The sequence below is a fragment of the Lentzea sp. NPDC036955 genome (genome assembly GCF_055608005.1).
Map to the genome: position 1 here is coordinate 153,584 of NZ_JBVJRC010000007.1, position 15,486 is coordinate 169,069.

The window sequence follows — 15,486 nt, forward strand, 5'->3', positions numbered from 1 at the left end:
GTCAGCCTAGGCGGCACGCCCGAATGCGTGAAAACTCGTTTGAGCGCAGACGGTCGGGGCATACTCGGACGAATGCCACGCCGTACCACCGCGCTCGCGAACTGGCTCCAGCGGCTCGACCAGGACGCGGTGGCGGCGGTGCTGACACACCGCAGGGACGTGGGCGACCGGTTGCTGCGCACCCTCAAGGACCTCGCGTACCAGCTCACGGACCCCGACTCGGTGCACCGCGCGGAGGAGGACCTCGACCAGGGCGCGGTGGACGTGCTCGGCGCGATCGTCCGGCTGGGCCGCTCGGCGAGCGTCGACGCGGTGTGCGCGGAGCTGCGGTGCTCGGTGCGGGAGTTCGACCGGGCGTTCGCCGAGCTCAAGGTGCGCGCGCTGGCCTGGCCGGAGGGACCGGTGCTCAAGGAGGTCAACTCGGTGCGGGCCCTGCACGCCCGGCCGCACCTCACGCCGCGGCCACCGGCGGCGCGGCGCGGGCCGGTGCCGCGGGTCTCGCCGGTCGCGCCCGCGACGTCCACCGTGGACGGGGTGGCGCGGCTGCTGGCGCACTGCGAGCGGGACGCCTTCGAGGCCCGCCACACCGGCGGTGTCGCGACCGGGGAGATCCGGCGGGTCGCGCGGGCGCTGCGGGTCACCGACGGCGTGCTGCGGCTGCGGCTGGAGCTGGCGGTCGAGGCGCAGCTGCTGGGGCTGGAGCGCGGGCGCCTGCTGCCGACGCGGCACGCCGACGCGTGGCGGGACGCGCACCCCGGGGTCCGGCTCGCGCGGCTGGTCGCGGCGTGGCGGCGGATGGACTGGCGGCCCGACGCCGAACAGGCGCGGGCGGCGTTGCGCGACTACGCCGGGCAGTGCGGCGCCGAGCTGCGGCGGTCGACGCTCGCGGCGTTCAGCACCGGCCACGCGGTCGTGGAGCCCGGTGAGCTGGTCGCCGAGCTGGAGTGGGCCCGCCCGGCCGTGCACGACCTGCGGGCCACGGCGGTCGTCATCACCGAGCTGGAGGCGCTGGGGCTGGTCGCGGGTGGCGCGCTGACGCCGCTGGGACTGGCGGTGCGCGACGGCGGTGACGTGGCGGCGGCCGCGGTGGAGCTGATGCCGCCGGCCGCGGACAGGGCGGTGTTCCTGGCGGACCTGACCGCGGTGGTGGACGGCCTGCCGGGCACGGTGCTCGCCGCCACGCTGGACCTGGTGGCGGACCTGGAGGACGGCGACTCCGCGCGGGTGTGGCGGCTGTCGGCGGGGTCGATCCGGCGGGCGCTCGACGCCGGGCTGCCGTCCGAGGAGGTGCTGCTGCGGCTGGGGGTCGTGGCGGACGGGCCGCTGCCGCAGGCCGTCGAGCAGCTGGTGCAGGACGTGGCACGGCGGCACGGGCAGCTGACGGTGACCGAGGTCGCGTGCTGCGTGCGGGCGGAGGACCCCGCGCTGCTGCGGGAGATCGCGCGGTCCCGGTCGCTGGCGCAGCTGGGACTGCGGTTCCTCGCGCCGACCGTGCTGGCGTCCGCGGCGCCCATGCCCGAGACGCTGGCGGCGTTGCGCGCGGCCGGGTACGCGCCGAAGGGCGTCGACGGCGCTGACCGGTCCATTGTGGAGCGTTCACGGCCGGACCGGGCGCCCGCGCGCGGTGAGCGCGGACCGGACCGGCAGCGCGCCGAGCTGGACGACCTGGAGCTCACCCAGCTCGCGGTGCGGCTGGTGGAGCAGGAACGGCAGGTCCTCGGCCGGGGCACGCCGAGGGCGAACGCGGCGCGGCTGCTGCGCGACCAGAACGTCTTCCTGCGCGACGAGGAGGTGCAGCGGCTCGCGTCGGCGCTGGTCGACGGCCGGCCGGTGCGCATCGGGTACGCGAGCGGCCCGCGGCAGACGGAGTCGGTCCTGATCACACCGGTCAAGCACCTCGACGGCGTGCTGACGGCGGACTGCGAGGGCGGTGTGAGCCGGGAGTTCCGCATCGAGCACGTCCGCGCGGTGCACGTGCCCGGCGGGTGAACACCTGGTGAAGTCGCCGCCGCACCGGTGATCACGTGCTGATACTGGGGACCGTGCCCGACCCGTTCTCCGCCGGACTGCTGATGGTGCTCGAGACCGTGCTGGAACGCTTCCTGCTCGGGCTCTTCGACGCGGCGCACAAGGGTGCGCGGGACAAGAAGCGGCAGCGGGAGCTGACCAGGCCGGGTCCGCTGGTCGAGCGGATCGGCACCGAGCTCGCCCGCGGTGAGCTCGGCGGGGTCGCGGAGAACGAGTGGCGCGCCGCCGTGGCCGCGGTGCGCGAGTCGGTCGAGGCCGCGCTGCCGCTGCGCGAGGACGAGGCGCTGCACGTGGTGCTGACGCCCGAGGCGCTGCGGGCGCATGTGCTGGCCAGGTCGGTGGCGGTGCGGCGGGCGGCTGGGCTGTCCGAGGCGGCCTCGGCCGGCTACGACGCGCTGCTCACGCGGGTGTGCGTCGCGATCGTCGAGCTGGTGCGGTCGCAGCCGGAGTACGCGCGGCGGCTGGCCGTGGCGATGTTCCAGCTCGGTCAGCGCACCGCGGACGCCGTGGCGCGGTTGCCCGAGCAGCAGCGCGCGGCCGTGGTCGCCGCGCACCGCGAGTTCGAGGACCGGTACGCCGAGCAGGTCGCGCACGCGCTGGGCGGCCTGGAGGTGTTCGGGGTCTCGCGGGGACGGGCGCCGCGCCGGCACTCGTTCGACAGCTCGTACGTGTCGCTGGCCGTGGCCAGGGTCGGTGACACCGGCGAGCTGACCGGTGCCGGGCTGCCGGTGGCGGCGGCACTGGCGGACACGCCGCGGGTGCTGGTCCGCGGCGGCGCCGGCGCGGGCAAGACGACGTTCCTGCGCTGGCTCGCGATGAACGCGCTGGGCGAGACCAGGACCTCCGGCGACGAGTGGCTCGGCCTGGTGCCGTTCTTCGTGCCGCTGCGGCAGTGCACGGCGCTGCCGAAGCCGGAGGAGCTCATCGCCTGGACCGCGGCCGTGATCGAGGAGGAGAAGCCGTCCGGGTGGGTGACCGCGCGGCTGCGGGAGGGCAGGGCGCTGGTCCTGGTCGACGGCGTGGACGAGCTGGTGTGGGAGCGGCGGGCCGAGGCGCGGCAGTGGCTCGCGCAGCTCGTGGCGGCCTACCCGAAGGCGCGGTACGCGGTCACGACCCGGCCGGCGGCGGTGCCGGAGGACTGGCTGGAGGACTGCGGTTTCGCGGCGTTCGACCTGTTGCCGTTGAGCGACAAGGGGGTCCGCGACTTCGTCGAGGCCTGGCACACGGCGGCGCGCGACGAGCCGGGGTTGCCGCGGGACGCGCGGGTGTGGCTCGCCGAGTGCGAGACGCGGCTGGTGGCGACCCTCGCGAAGCGCCCCGACCTGCGGCGGCTCGCGTCGAGCCCGCTGCTGGCGGGACTGCTGTGCGCGCTGCACCAGGACCGGAACATGCACCTGCCGCGGGACCGGCGGTCGCTGTACGAGGCGGCGCTGGACCTGCTGCTGGTGCGCTGGGACGAGGACCGCGGCCTGGTGCTGCCGGCGTTCTCCAAGGAGGAGCAGCTCGTCCTGCTGCAGCGGTTCGCGTACTCGCTGGTGCGCAACAGGGAGCTGATGGTGCCGCGCGAGGAGGCGGTGCACCGGCTGGGGAACGCGATGCGCGGCCTGCGCTCGCACGACGTGGACCCGGATGAGGCGATGCAGCGACTGCTGGAACGCGCCGGGCTGCTGCGGGAGGCGGCCGGGGAACGGGTGCAGTTCGTGCACCGGACGTTCCGCGACTACCTGGCGGCCAAGGAGGTCGTGGACGCGGGCGACCTGAACCTGCTGGTGGACCGGGCGCACCTGGACGAGTGGCACGACGTGGTGGTCATGGCCGTCGCGCACGCCCGGCCGCGCGAACGGGCCAGGGTGCTGATGGACCTGCTGGCGGGCAACGACGACACGCGCAAGGACGAACGCGGCCGGGACAGGCTGCGGCTGCTCGCGCTGGCGTGCCTGGAGCAGGCCGACGTGATCGAACCGGAGACCGCACGCGCGCAGGTGACGTCGGCGGCGGCCGCGCTGATCCCGCCGACGAGCTTCGCGCACGCCGACGCGCTGGCCGAGGCCGGGTCGTTCGTCGTGGACCTGCTGCCGGGACCGGAGGCGGTGGCCGAGGCCGCGTTCGTCGTGCGGACGCTCGCGAACATCGGCGGTGAGGGCGCGTGGGAGCGGCTCGCGGAGTTCGTGGCCGTGGACCAGGTGATGGTCGTCGACGAGCTGCTGAGGGCGTGGCGGAACACCCCGGACGCGGAGAACTACGCGCGGACCGTGCTGTCCGGGGTGGACTTCGGCGACCGGCGGGTGGACGTCCGCGGCTGGCACCGCATCCAGTTCATCGCGCACCTCGCGAAGCTGCGGTACGTGCGGTGCATCGGCAACATCAACCCGCTCGACCCGCTGGGCGCCATGCCCGCGCTGCACCGGCTGGAGCTGTGGCAGAACGAGGTGGTGCGCGAGCTGGCCCCGCTCGCATTGTCGGGGTCGCTGCGGGAGCTGCACCTGAGCCGGTGCCGACCGCTGGGGCGGCTCGACCTGGCGCCGGTGCGGGGACTCGATGAGCTGCACCTGCACTTCAGCCGAGTCGACCTCGCGTCGCTGGAGGGCGGTGCGCTGCGGCGGTTGCAGGTCCGCGACGAGGGCTTGGACGGCGGTCTGGCGGCGCTGCCCGCGTTGCCCGCGCTGCGGCACCTGGCCCTCGACCACCGCCCGCCCTACCCGCTGGCGGGGCTGGAGCGGTGGCCGACCATCACGACGCTGGAGGTGTTCGGGGTGCCCGCGGCGGACGAGCTGCGCGTGCTGCCCGCGCTGGAACACCTCGTCGTGCACCAGCCGGAGTCACCGGCCCGGCTGGCCGGGCTGCGCCGGGAGCTGCCGGGGCTGCGGATCACCACCTGATGTCGGCGAGGCTGCCCAGTGGCGGGCGCCGCGACGCGTCCTGCGGCTGCACGGCGGACGTGTCGGCGGCGTGCAGCTCGGCGGGGAACGTGAAGCTCACCCGCTGTTCGAGCTCGGTCAGCGACACCTGGAACACCCGGAACTCGTCGAGGTCGAGCGCCTCGGCCAGCACGAGGTTCTGGGTGAGCAGGAACGCGCTGCAGCGCAGCTCGCCGTCCACGACGAACGCGATGGCCTTGAAGAACTCGCGCGGGATCGGGACACCGCGGAACACCCGGTCGTCGACGTTGAACACCGGTCCGCCGTAGACGCTCACCCTCAGGTCGTCCACGTCGACGTCGGCGAGCACCGCGTCCTCCAGCCGCCCCCAGAGGCCTTCCTTGGTGCTCTGGTTGAAGTCGTCCATCTGCGGGGTGATGTTCGTGAAGAAGAACGAGTCCCGGTTGGCCTTCTTCGCCTCCGCCGTCGGCCCCCAGCACAGGTCGGCGCGGCGCGCGATGTGGCCGCGGTCGAGCCGGTTGTCGCGGTAGAGCTCGTCACCGGTCTGGAACTCCGCGGGCACCCTCGGGTCCTTGACGAACGGAATGCCGGTGCGGCTCAACGCCTTCATGGCGGCACCGTCGATGTTCCACGCCACCCAGCTCGCGAACCTGCGCGACCTGCTCAGCGCGAGCGAGAAGTGGGTGTAGTCGATGGTGGTCGAGCCGTTCAGCTCGACCGCGTCCTCGGCGCCCGCCCCGGTCAGCACCGGAATCCCGGCGTCCGTGCCGAGGAAGCCGGTGTCGAAGCCCGTCTGCACCGCTGTGCTGGTCATGTGTCGCCCCCTGTGACTCACCTGCAGGATCGACAGTGTCACCACGACCGTTAGCGGCGTACACCCGAACGGCCCAGTGCCGCGACCACAGCCGGCCGCGGCACCGGACCCCGCACTACCTGCCGACCAGCTCGACGGTGCGGCCCGCGCGGCGGGACTCGTCGACCCACTGGTCGATCGCCTGCACGCAGGCCTGGTCGAGGTGCCGGACCCCGCTCAGGTCCATCCTGACGTGGTCCCTGTCGACGCCGTCGAGCACGTCGAGCAGGTTCGGCAGCCGCAGGAACGTGGCGTTGCCCTTCAGCTCCAGCCCGTCCGGGGTGACGACCACCGACAGCCGGGACACGTCCCAGGCGGTCTTCACGATCGCCGCGAGCAGGCCGACCAGCGTGCCGGTCAGCAGGTCCGTGGCGACGATGAGCCCAGCCGTGAGCACCAGGACCGCGCCCTCGGCCCGGTCGGTGCGCCACAGCGCGACGACCTGCTTGAGCCCGAGCAGCTTCCACCCGGCGTGCACCAGCACGGCGGCGAGCACGGCCACCGGGATCAGCGCGAGCAGCCCCGGCAGCGCCACCACGAACAGCAGCAGCCACACGCCGTGCAGCACCCGTGACGCCTTCGTCCGCGCGCCCGCCGCCACGTTGGCGGAGCTGCGCACGATCACCGCCGTCATCGGCAGTGCGCCGAGCAGGCCGCAGATCGTGTTGCCCACGCCCTGCGCCACCAGCTCCTGGTCGTACTTCGTCCGCGGCCCCTCGTGCATCCGGTCCACCGCGGCCGCGCTGAACAGGCTCTCCGCGGAGGCCACCAGCGCGAACACCACCGCGGAGCCGACCACCCCGGCGCCGAGCAGCGAGAACTCCGGCAGGTGCACGTCCGAGGCCAGCTCACCGACCTGGATCCGCGCCACCGGCAGCCCCGCCACCTCGGCGACCGCGGTGCAGACCACCACTCCGATGAGCACACCCGGCACCGCACGCCAGGCGAACCGCTGCCACAGCAGCATGATCGCGATCGTCGCGACGCCCAGCAGCACCGCCGCGGGCGTCACCGCGAGGTCGACCAGTCCCGCGACCTTCTCCCCCGTCGTGGCCGGCGCCTGCGCGCCGACCAGCGGGTAGAGCTGCCCGAGCACCAGCACCAGGCCGATGCCCGCGAGCATGCCCTGCACCACCGACGGCGAGATCGCGCGGAACCACCGCCCGCACCGCGCCAGGCCCAGGACCACCTGCAGCAGTCCGGCGCCGAGCACGATCACGCCGAGCGCGGCGATCCCGTGCGTGCCGACCGCGTCCGCCACCAGCACGGTCAACCCGGCCGCCGGTCCGCTCACCTGCATCGTGCTGCCCGGCAGCAACCCGACGACGATCCCGCCGACCACACCTGTCACGATCCCGAGCTCGGCCGGCACCCCCGACGCCACCGCCACACCGACGCACAGCGGCAGCGCCACGAGGAAGACGACGACCGACGCACCCAGGTCGGCCCACACCTTGTTCTTCATCCGGACCCCGCCCCCTTACAGCGGCAGGAACGCGTGCTCGGCGCACGCGGAGACCTCGCCGGTCTCGATGTCGTAGAACCAGCCGTGCACGCGGAGCTCGCCTCGGTCGACCTTCTCCGCCACGAACGGGTAGTCGAGCAACGCCCTCAGCTGCGCGCGCACGTGCTCCTGCCCCTCACCGCGCAGGGCCGGGTCCGCGGAGCTGCGCGGCCGCTGCTCACCGAGCCAGCCGCGCATGGCCGGCAGGTGGTCGATCGCGGCGCCGTTGAGCGCCATCACCGCACCGCAGTGCGAATGCCCGCACACGACGATCTCGCTGACGCCGAGCTGCAGGACGGCGAACTCGATCGTCGCCATCTCACTCGTGGGCGCGTTCAGCGAATACGGCGGAATGACGTTGCCCGCCGTCCTGAGCTCGAAGAGAGAGCCCGGTTCCGCGCCGGTGATGGCCGCGGTGACGATGCGCGAGTCGGCACACGTGATGAACATCGTCGACGGCTTCTGCCCCCGCGCGAGCTGCTCGCCAATGGCCTGGGGCCGCGACTTGGCGTGTGCGCGGGCATGCTGAACAAAGCGGTGGAAGTCCACGGGAATCCCTCACTGCTGGGGTTGAGATCTGTGTTCAGTTGGAACCGACCGGCGGGGACCGATCAGTTCCGGAACACCTGCAGTGCGGGTGGTGTGCGCCAGACCGCTGTCGGTTCGGCGGCGGGAACCGGCTTGGCACCGGTTGCCTCGACGCGCGGCGCGAGGGCCACCTCACGGGGCTTGGCCACGGTGGATGAACGTTCAACCGCCGAAGCGGCCGTCAGCAGGCGCAACCGGCTCGGTTCGCGCTCCTCGCGCGGCGCCTCTTCCTTCGGGGCCGACGTCTTGGACTTGGGCGGCGGCGCGCCGATCGACGCGGTCGACACCGCCGGGGCCAGCACGGCGCACAGGGCGACCACGACGGCCAGCAACACACTGCGCATGGTTCACCCCCCGACCGAGTTGATCTCGCACTTCCAGTTTTACCCGAGCGGATGACCAATGGGTTAACGGGGGCGCGATTGCACCGTCTCAACCGGCAAATTCACCCGAAAGGTGCTTCGCGTTTCACGGAGTGGAACGACGCTCACGCCTGACACACACCCTAGTCCTCCATTCAGTTTGTGGCGCAAATCATCAGGGAAGGGCCGAACCTTTCTCGTTCCCATCACGAAGGACACCTCACGCGGACTTTTACCGGCGCGGAACTGCTTGGATGACGGCGTGACCGCCTACGACGTCGCCCGGCTCCTGCCCGCCATCGAGGAACTGCGCGCGTTGTGCCGTTCGCTTGCCGTTCTGGACCTCGTGCTGAACCCGGACGACGACGTCCGGCGCCACCGGTTCGACGCCTCGTGGGCGCCCGGTGAGGAGCTGGCGTCCATGGACGACGGCTCGGGCAACGAGTACTCCGTCGTGTTCACGGCGGCGGGCGCGTACGTGCGCGGTTTCGACCACGAGTCGCCGATGAGTCCCTATGCCACCGACGACGACCAGCCGTGGCCCGGTGTCGTCGACGCCGTGCCCGAGGTGTTCCGGCAGTGCGTGGAGGAGCCGGCGTTCTGCGACGAGGGCGTCCCGCGCAGCACGGTGTGCCTGTGGCGGCGCACCGACGACACCGCCTGGCAGCACGGGGAGATCGACTTCCCCGACGACGACCAGGACGGGGCGGACTGGCTGTTCGCGCTGCTGACCGACCGCACGCCGGAGTCCTATCAGGACTGGGCGCGGGACTACTACGAGATGCCGGTCGACCTCGGCGCGGTGCGGCACGTGTACGCCGGGCGGTCGCTGACTTCGGACGTGGTGACCGCGCTCAACCCCGCCACGACCCTGGCCGCGGTGGCGGACCGGGTGGCGGCCATCGGCCACCCCGTCCGCTGAAAGGCGAACGCCCCGGTCCGACGTCGTTGTCGGGGCCGGGGCGCCATGCTGCTGACCGCTGGTCGGACGTCGTTGTCAGACCACGGCGAGCGGAAGCTGGTTGGGGATCACGGGCGAGGGCAGGTTGGACGAGCCGGTGAGGAACCTGTCCACGGCGTGCGCCACGGACCGGCCCTCGGCGATCGCCCAGACCACCAGCGAGGCGCCGCGGTGGGCGTCGCCGCAGACGAAGACGCCGGGGGCGGTCGTCTGCCAGTCGGAGCCGCACGAGATGGTGCCGCGCGACGACAGCGGGATGCCGAAGTCGTCGAGGACCTTCATGTGCTCGACACCCTCGAAGCCGATGGCGAGCAGCACCATGTCCGCGGGCAGCAGCTCGACCTCGTCGGACACCGGCACGACCTGGCGGCGGCCGGAGGAGTCCCGCTCGACGCGCACCTGCTGCAGCTCGATGAACCGCACGTGGCCGGCTTCGTCGCCGACGAAGCGGCGGACCGCCACGGTGAAGCGGCGTTCGCCGGCCTCCTCGTGCGCGGGGTACGTGCGCAGGACGTGCGGCCACACCGGCCACGGCGAACGGTCGTCGTCGCGGACCGACGGCGGCATCGGGTACTGGTCGAGCTGCGTCACGGACAGCGCGCCCTGGCGGGTCGCGGTGCCGTAGCAGTCTGCGCCGGTGTCGCCACCGCCGATGACGATGACGTGCTTGCCCTCGGCCGAGATCCCGCTCGGCCCGTCGCCCTCGCAGGCCCGGTTCGCGGGGACCAGGTGGTCCATCGCGAGGTGGATGCCGTCGAGGTCGCGGCCGGGCGTGGACTTGTCGTCACGGCCGCGCAGCGCGCCGACGGCGAGCACGACGGCGTCGAAGTCCGAGCGCAGCTGCTCGACGGTGATGTCGACGCCGACCTCGCAGCCGGTGACGAACCTGGTGCCCTCCTTGCGCAGCTGGGACAGCCTGCGGTCGAGGACCTTCTTCTCCATCTTGAACTCGGGGATGCCGTAGCGCAGCAGGCCGCCGAGGCGGTCGTCGCGTTCGTAGACGACGACCTCGTGACCCGCGCGGGTCAGCTGCTGGGCGGCGGCGAGACCGGCGGGACCGGACCCGACGACCGCGACGCGCTTGCCGGAGGACACCGCGGCCGTGGACGGCTGCACGTAGCCGTTCTCCCACGACATGTCCGCGATGGTCTCCTCGACCCGCTTGATCGCCACGGCACCACCGGCATCGTGGGAGATCGCCAGCACGCAGGCGGCCTCACACGGTGCCGGGCACAGCCGCCCGGTGAACTCCGGGAAGTTGTTGGTGGCGTGCAGCCGGTCGGAGGCGAGCTCCCAGTCGCCGCGGCGCACCAGGTCGTTCCACTCCGGGATCAGGTTCCCGAGCGGGCAACCGGCGGTTCCGCTGTGGCAGAACGGGATGCCGCAGTCCATGCACCGCGTCGCCTGCGTGCGCACGGCGGCGTTGCGCTCCTCCGGGGCCTCCTGGAGGTAGACCTCGTTCCAGTCCTGCAACCGTTCCGGCTTCGGGCGCTTGGGCGCGTCGGAGCGGGAGTGCTTGAGAAAACCCTGTGGATCAGCCACGAGACGCCTCCATGACAGCCGCGTCAACGTCCCGGCCCTCGGCGCGGGCGAGGCGCATGGCCTCGAGAACGCGCTGGTAGTCGCCGGGCATGACCTTCGTGAACGCACCGGCTCGACGGGTCCAGTCACCGAGCAGCGAGGCCGCGACGGCGGAGCCGGTCAGCTCGTGGTGCCTGGTGACGACGTCCTTGAGCCAACGCAGGTCCTCGGCGCTGAGGCGCTGCAGTTGCACCATCTCCTGGTTCACCGACAACGGGTCCAGGTCCAACACGTACGCGATGCCGCCGGACATGCCGGCCGCGACGTTGCGACCGGTCGGGCCGAGCACGACGGCACGGCCTCCGGTCATGTACTCGAACGCGTGGTCGCCCACGCCCTCGGCCACCAGCGTGGCACCGGAGTTGCGGACGCAGAAGCGTTCGCCGACCCGGCCGCGCAGGAAGATCTCACCCGACGTGGCGCCGTAGCCGATCACGTTGCCCGCGATCACCTGCAGCTCCGCGCGGAACGGCGCGTCGTCGTGCGGGCGGACGACGATCCGGCCGCCGGACAGGCCCTTGCCGACGTAGTCGTTGGCGTCGCCGACCATCTCCAGCGTGATGCCGCGCGGCAGGAACGCGCCGAGCGACTGGCCGGCCGAACCCGTGAGCTTCACGTGGATCGTGTCGTCCTCCAGGCCCTCGCCGCCGTAGCGGCGGGTGACCTCGGCGCCCAGCAACGTGCCGACGGTGCGGTTGACGTTGCGGACCGGCAGCTCCAGCTTCACCTGGTGCGCGTCCTCCAGCGCCGCCTCCGCGAGCTGGATGAGCGTGCGGTCCAGGGCCCGGTCGAGGCCGTGGTCCTGGTCGCGGACGCGGCGCTTGGCCGTGGGGTACGGCGTCTCGGGCACCTCGAAGACCGGGTCGAGGTTCAGGCCCTCGATCTTCCAGTGCTCGATCGCCTCGTCCTTGTCGAGCAGCTCGGCGTGGCCGACGGCCTCGTCGATCGTGCGGAAACCCAGCTCCGCCAGCAGCTCCCTGACCTCCTGCGCGATGAACTCGAAGAAGTTCACGACGTGGTCGGCCTGGCCGGTGTAGCGGGCGCGCAGGTCGGGGTTCTGCGTGGCGACGCCGACCGGGCAGGTGTCGAGGTGGCAGACGCGCATCATCACGCAGCCCGCGACGATCAGCGGTGCGGTGGCGAAGCCGAACTCCTCGGCACCGAGCAGCGCGGCCACCACGACGTCGCGGCCGGTGCGCATGGCGCCGTCGACCTGGACGGTGATGCGGTCGCGCAACCCGTTGAGCAGCAACGTCTGCTGGGTCTCGGCGAGGCCGATCTCCCACGGCGTGCCCGCGTGCTTGAGCGAGTTCATCGGCGAGGCACCGGTGCCGCCGTCGTAGCCCGAGATGAGCACGACGTCCGCGTGCGCCTTGGCCACGCCCGCCGCGACCGTGCCGACGCCGATGGAGGAGACCAGCTTCACGTGGACGCGGGCCTGCTCGTTGGCGTTCTTGAGGTCGTGGATGAGCTGCGCCAGGTCCTCGATCGAGTAGATGTCGTGGTGCGGCGGCGGCGAGATCAGGCCCACGCCGGGCGTGGAGTGCCGGGTGCGCGCCACCCACGGGTAGACCTTGAAGCCGGGCAGCTGACCGCCCTCGCCGGGCTTCGCGCCCTGCGCCATCTTGATCTGGATGTCCGTGGCGTTCACGAGGTACTCGCTCGTGACGCCGAACCGTCCACTCGCGACCTGCTTGACCGCGGAACGGCGTTCCGGGTCGTACAGGCGCTCGCGGTCCTCGCCGCCCTCGCCGCTGTTCGACCGGCCGCCGAGGCGGTTCATCGCGATGGCCAGCGTCTCGTGCGCCTCGGCCGAGATCGAGCCGTAGGACATGGCGCCGGTGTTGAAGCGCTTGACGATCGCGCTGACCGGCTCGACCTCGTCGATCGGGATCGGCGTGCGGCCCTCGGTGCGGAACTTGAACAGGCCGCGCAGCGTGCCGCCCTGCCGGGAGATGCGCTCGACCTCCGCCGTGTACTGGCGGAAGACGTCCTCCTTGCGCGTCTTCGTGGCGTGCTGCAGCAGGAACACCGTCTCCGGCGTGAACAGGTGCAGCTCGCCCTCGCGGCGGTACTGGTAGTCACCGCCCACCTCGAGGCGGCGGTGCGCGCGGTCGGTCGGGTTGTCCGGGTACGCGCGCCGGTGGCGCAGCGCCACCTCCTCGGCGAGCACGTCCATGCCGGCACCGCCGAGCTTGGACTGCGTGCCGGTGAAGTACTCGTCGAGCAGGTCGTTCGACAGGCCGACGGCCTCGAAGATCTGCGCGGCGGTGTAGGCGCCGACCGTCGAGATGCCCATCTTCGACATGATCTTCAGGACGCCCTTGACGAGCGCCTTGACGTAGTTGCGGATCGCCTTGTGCGCCGGGACGCCGGTGATGGCGCCCTGGCTGATCAGGTCCTCGATCGTCTCGAACGCGAGGTACGGGTTGACCGCGGCGGCGCCGTAGCTCAGCAGCGCGGCGACGTGGTGGACCTCGCGGCAGTCGCCGGACTCGACGACGAGCGCGACGCGCAGGCGTTCCTTGGTGCGCACCAGGTGGTGGTGCACCGCGGAGACCAGCAGCAGCGACGGGATCGGCGCCATCCGGTGGTCGGAGTCGCGGTCGCTCAGCACCAGCGTGCGGGCGCCGTTCGCGATGGCCTCGGACGCCTCGCGGCGCACCCGCTCGACCGCCGCGGCCAGCGCGTCGCCACCACCGTCCACCTCGTACAGTCCGGACAGGACGGTGCACGCGAAGCCGGGCAGGTCGCCGTCGTCGTTGATGTGGATGAGCTTGGCGAGCTCGTCGTTGTCGATCACCGGGTAGTCGAGGGTGACGTGCCGGCACGAGACGGGACCGGGGTCGAGCAGGTTCTGCTCGGGGCCCATCACGCGCTTGACCGAGGTGACGATCTCCTCGCGGATCGCATCCAGCGGCGGGTTCGTGACCTGGGCGAAGTTCTGCACGAAGTAGTCGTAGAGCAGCCGGGAGCGCTGCGACAGCGCGGCGACCGGGGTGTCCGTGCCCATGGAGCCGAGCGGCTCCTGGCCCATGACCGACATGGGCGTGAGCAGGATGCGCAGCTCCTCCTCGGTGTAGCCGAAGGTGAGCTGGCGGCGCACGACCGACTCGTGGCTCTGCACCACGTGCTCGCGGGCGGCGAGGTCGGCGAGGTCGAGCAGGCCCGCGTGCAGCCACTCGTCGTAGGGCTGCTCGGAGGCGAGGCCCGACTTGAACTCCTCGTCGTCGACGATGCGGCCCTGGGCGGTGTCCACGAGGAACATCCGGCCCGGCTGCAGCCGGCCCTTGGCGACGACCTGGTCGGACGGCACGTCCAGCACACCGGACTCGGAGGCCAGCACGACGCGGCCGTCGGCGGTCTGCCACCAGCGGGCGGGGCGCAGGCCGTTGCGGTCGAGCACCGCGCCGACGACCTCGCCGTCGGTGAACGTGACGCACGCCGGGCCGTCCCACGGCTCCATCAGCGAGGCGTGGAACTGGTAGAACGCGCGGCGCTTCGGGTCCATCGTGGCGTGGTTCTCCCACGCCTCCGGGATCATCATCAGCACCGCGTGCGGCAGGCTGCGGCCGCCGAGGTGCAGCAGCTCCAGCACCTCGTCGAACGACGCGGAGTCCGAGCCGTCCGGGTCGCAGATGGGGAACAGCCGCGCGAGGTCGCCGGGGATGAGGTCGCTCTCCAGCAGTGCCTCGCGGGCGCGCATGCGGTTGCGGTTGCCGCGCACGGTGTTGATCTCACCGTTGTGGGCGACGAACCGGAACGGGTGCGCCAGCGGCCACGACGGGAAGGTGTTGGTGGAGAACCGGCTGTGCACCAGCGCGATCGCCGACCGCAGCCGCTCGTCGTGCAGGTCGGGGAAGAACGCCGGCAGCTGCTCGGTCGTCAGCATTCCCTTGTAGACGATCGTGCGCGCCGACAGCGACGGGAAGTACACGCTGCCCTCGTGCTCCACGCGCTTGCGCAGGCAGAAGGTCAGGCGGTCCAGGGCGACGCCGGTCTCGTCGCGCGTGCCCTTCACGAAGAGCTGGGCGAAGTGCGGTGCCACGGACAGCGCCGTCGGGCCCACGTTCGCCTTCTCGGCGTCGACCGGGACGTCGCGCCAGCCGAGCACCTCGAGGTTCTCCTCGACGGCGATGCGCTCGATCTGCTCCCGCGCGGCCTCGCGGTCCTCGGCCTCGAACGGCAGGAAAGCGATTCCCGCCGCGTACCCGCCGCGCTGCGGCAGGTCGAAGTCGACGACAGCGCGCAGGAACTCGTCCGGCAGCTGGAGCAGGATGCCGGCGCCGTCGCCCGAGGTGGGCTCTGCTCCGGCTGCGCCACGGTGTTCCAGGTTGGCCAGGGCGGTGAGCGCGTCGCTCACGATGCCGTGGGAACGCCTGCCCTGGATGTCGGCCACCATCGCGACACCACAGGCGTCGCGTTCATCAGCGGGGTCGTAGAGACCCTGGGGGCCGGGGATGGCGGAGAAGATCACTGCGCAGACCTCCTTCGTCGTCCTCGCGTAAAGAACTAAAGTCCTCGTGCTCAGACCTCGAACCAACAGGTGGGAGCACGGGACGACGATGGCCCGCGTGTTGACGCGACTTTAACAGCCGCGAAACCCGGGGACACCATCCAATGGGTGATCCAGGTCATGGAAGCGTAACGATTTCCCAGCGCTGAGCGACATTGCAGCGAACGTCGAGGCCCGTTACGGCTGAGTTAGCGTAACCGAACGTTCAACTTCG

Annotated in this window: 9 protein-coding genes; 3 read left to right on the forward strand and 6 right to left on the reverse strand. The window is 72.0% G+C overall.

Translation table 11 applies throughout. From position 1 onward, the window contains the following. The first annotated feature begins 72 nt into the window (after positions 1–72). Both ACZ7CF_RS24440 and ACZ7CF_RS24445 read left to right on the forward strand, forming a co-directional pair. Positions 73–1,989 (forward strand): helicase-associated domain-containing protein, encoded by a 1,917-nt coding sequence (locus ACZ7CF_RS24440; RefSeq protein ID WP_470370668.1) that lies wholly within the window; start codon positions 73–75, stop codon positions 1,987–1,989. Positions 1,990–2,024: 35 nt separating this feature from the next. Continuing rightward, the gene (locus ACZ7CF_RS24445; RefSeq protein WP_470370669.1) at positions 2,025–4,907 is read left to right on the forward strand and encodes an NACHT domain-containing protein; all 2,883 of its coding nucleotides are present in this window, start codon (positions 2,025–2,027) and stop codon (positions 4,905–4,907) included. On the opposite strand, the gene ACZ7CF_RS24450 is transcribed toward ACZ7CF_RS24445, so the two are convergent. The 4 genes from ACZ7CF_RS24450 to ACZ7CF_RS24465 form a co-directional block, all read right to left on the reverse strand. Further along, positions 4,897–5,721 carry a DNA/RNA non-specific endonuclease gene (locus ACZ7CF_RS24450; RefSeq protein ID WP_458430771.1) on the reverse strand — a complete coding sequence of 275 codons (825 nt, stop codon included), beginning with the start codon at positions 5,719–5,721 and terminating at the stop codon, positions 4,897–4,899. The genes ACZ7CF_RS24445 and ACZ7CF_RS24450 overlap by 11 nt on opposite strands. Positions 5,722–5,836: 115 nt before the next feature. Beyond that, a complete protein-coding gene (locus ACZ7CF_RS24455) occupies positions 5,837–7,225 on the reverse strand; it encodes a SulP family inorganic anion transporter (protein ID WP_458430770.1) in 1,389 nt (462 codons plus the stop codon). Positions 7,226–7,240: 15 nt separating this feature from the next. Beyond that, positions 7,241–7,714, reverse strand: coding sequence for a carbonic anhydrase (locus ACZ7CF_RS24460; protein ID WP_360390315.1), 474 nt, complete (start codon positions 7,712–7,714; stop codon positions 7,241–7,243). A gap of 161 nt (positions 7,715–7,875) precedes the next feature. After that, on the reverse strand, positions 7,876–8,187 hold the full coding sequence (locus ACZ7CF_RS24465; RefSeq protein ID WP_470370670.1) for a hypothetical protein: 312 nt from the start codon (positions 8,185–8,187) through the stop codon (positions 7,876–7,878). A gap of 289 nt (positions 8,188–8,476) precedes the next feature. Between ACZ7CF_RS24465 and ACZ7CF_RS24470 the strand changes: the two genes are divergently transcribed. Continuing rightward, a complete protein-coding gene (locus ACZ7CF_RS24470; RefSeq protein WP_360390321.1) occupies positions 8,477–9,136 on the forward strand; it encodes a hypothetical protein in 660 nt (219 codons plus the stop codon). 75 nt (positions 9,137–9,211) lie between these two features. Here the strand turns inward: ACZ7CF_RS24470 and ACZ7CF_RS24475 are convergent, their stop codons facing one another. Both ACZ7CF_RS24475 and gltB read right to left on the reverse strand, forming a co-directional pair. Continuing rightward, positions 9,212–10,717: a glutamate synthase subunit beta gene (locus ACZ7CF_RS24475; RefSeq protein WP_360390324.1), complete on the reverse strand. Its 1,506-nt coding sequence runs from the start codon at positions 10,715–10,717 to the stop codon at positions 9,212–9,214. Next, positions 10,710–15,233 carry a glutamate synthase large subunit gene (gltB, locus tag ACZ7CF_RS24480; RefSeq protein WP_360390327.1) on the reverse strand — a complete coding sequence of 1,508 codons (4,524 nt, stop codon included), beginning with the start codon at positions 15,231–15,233 and terminating at the stop codon, positions 10,710–10,712. Before gltB ends, ACZ7CF_RS24475 begins: the two co-directional genes overlap by 8 nt. Positions 15,234–15,486: the final 253 nt, after the last annotated feature.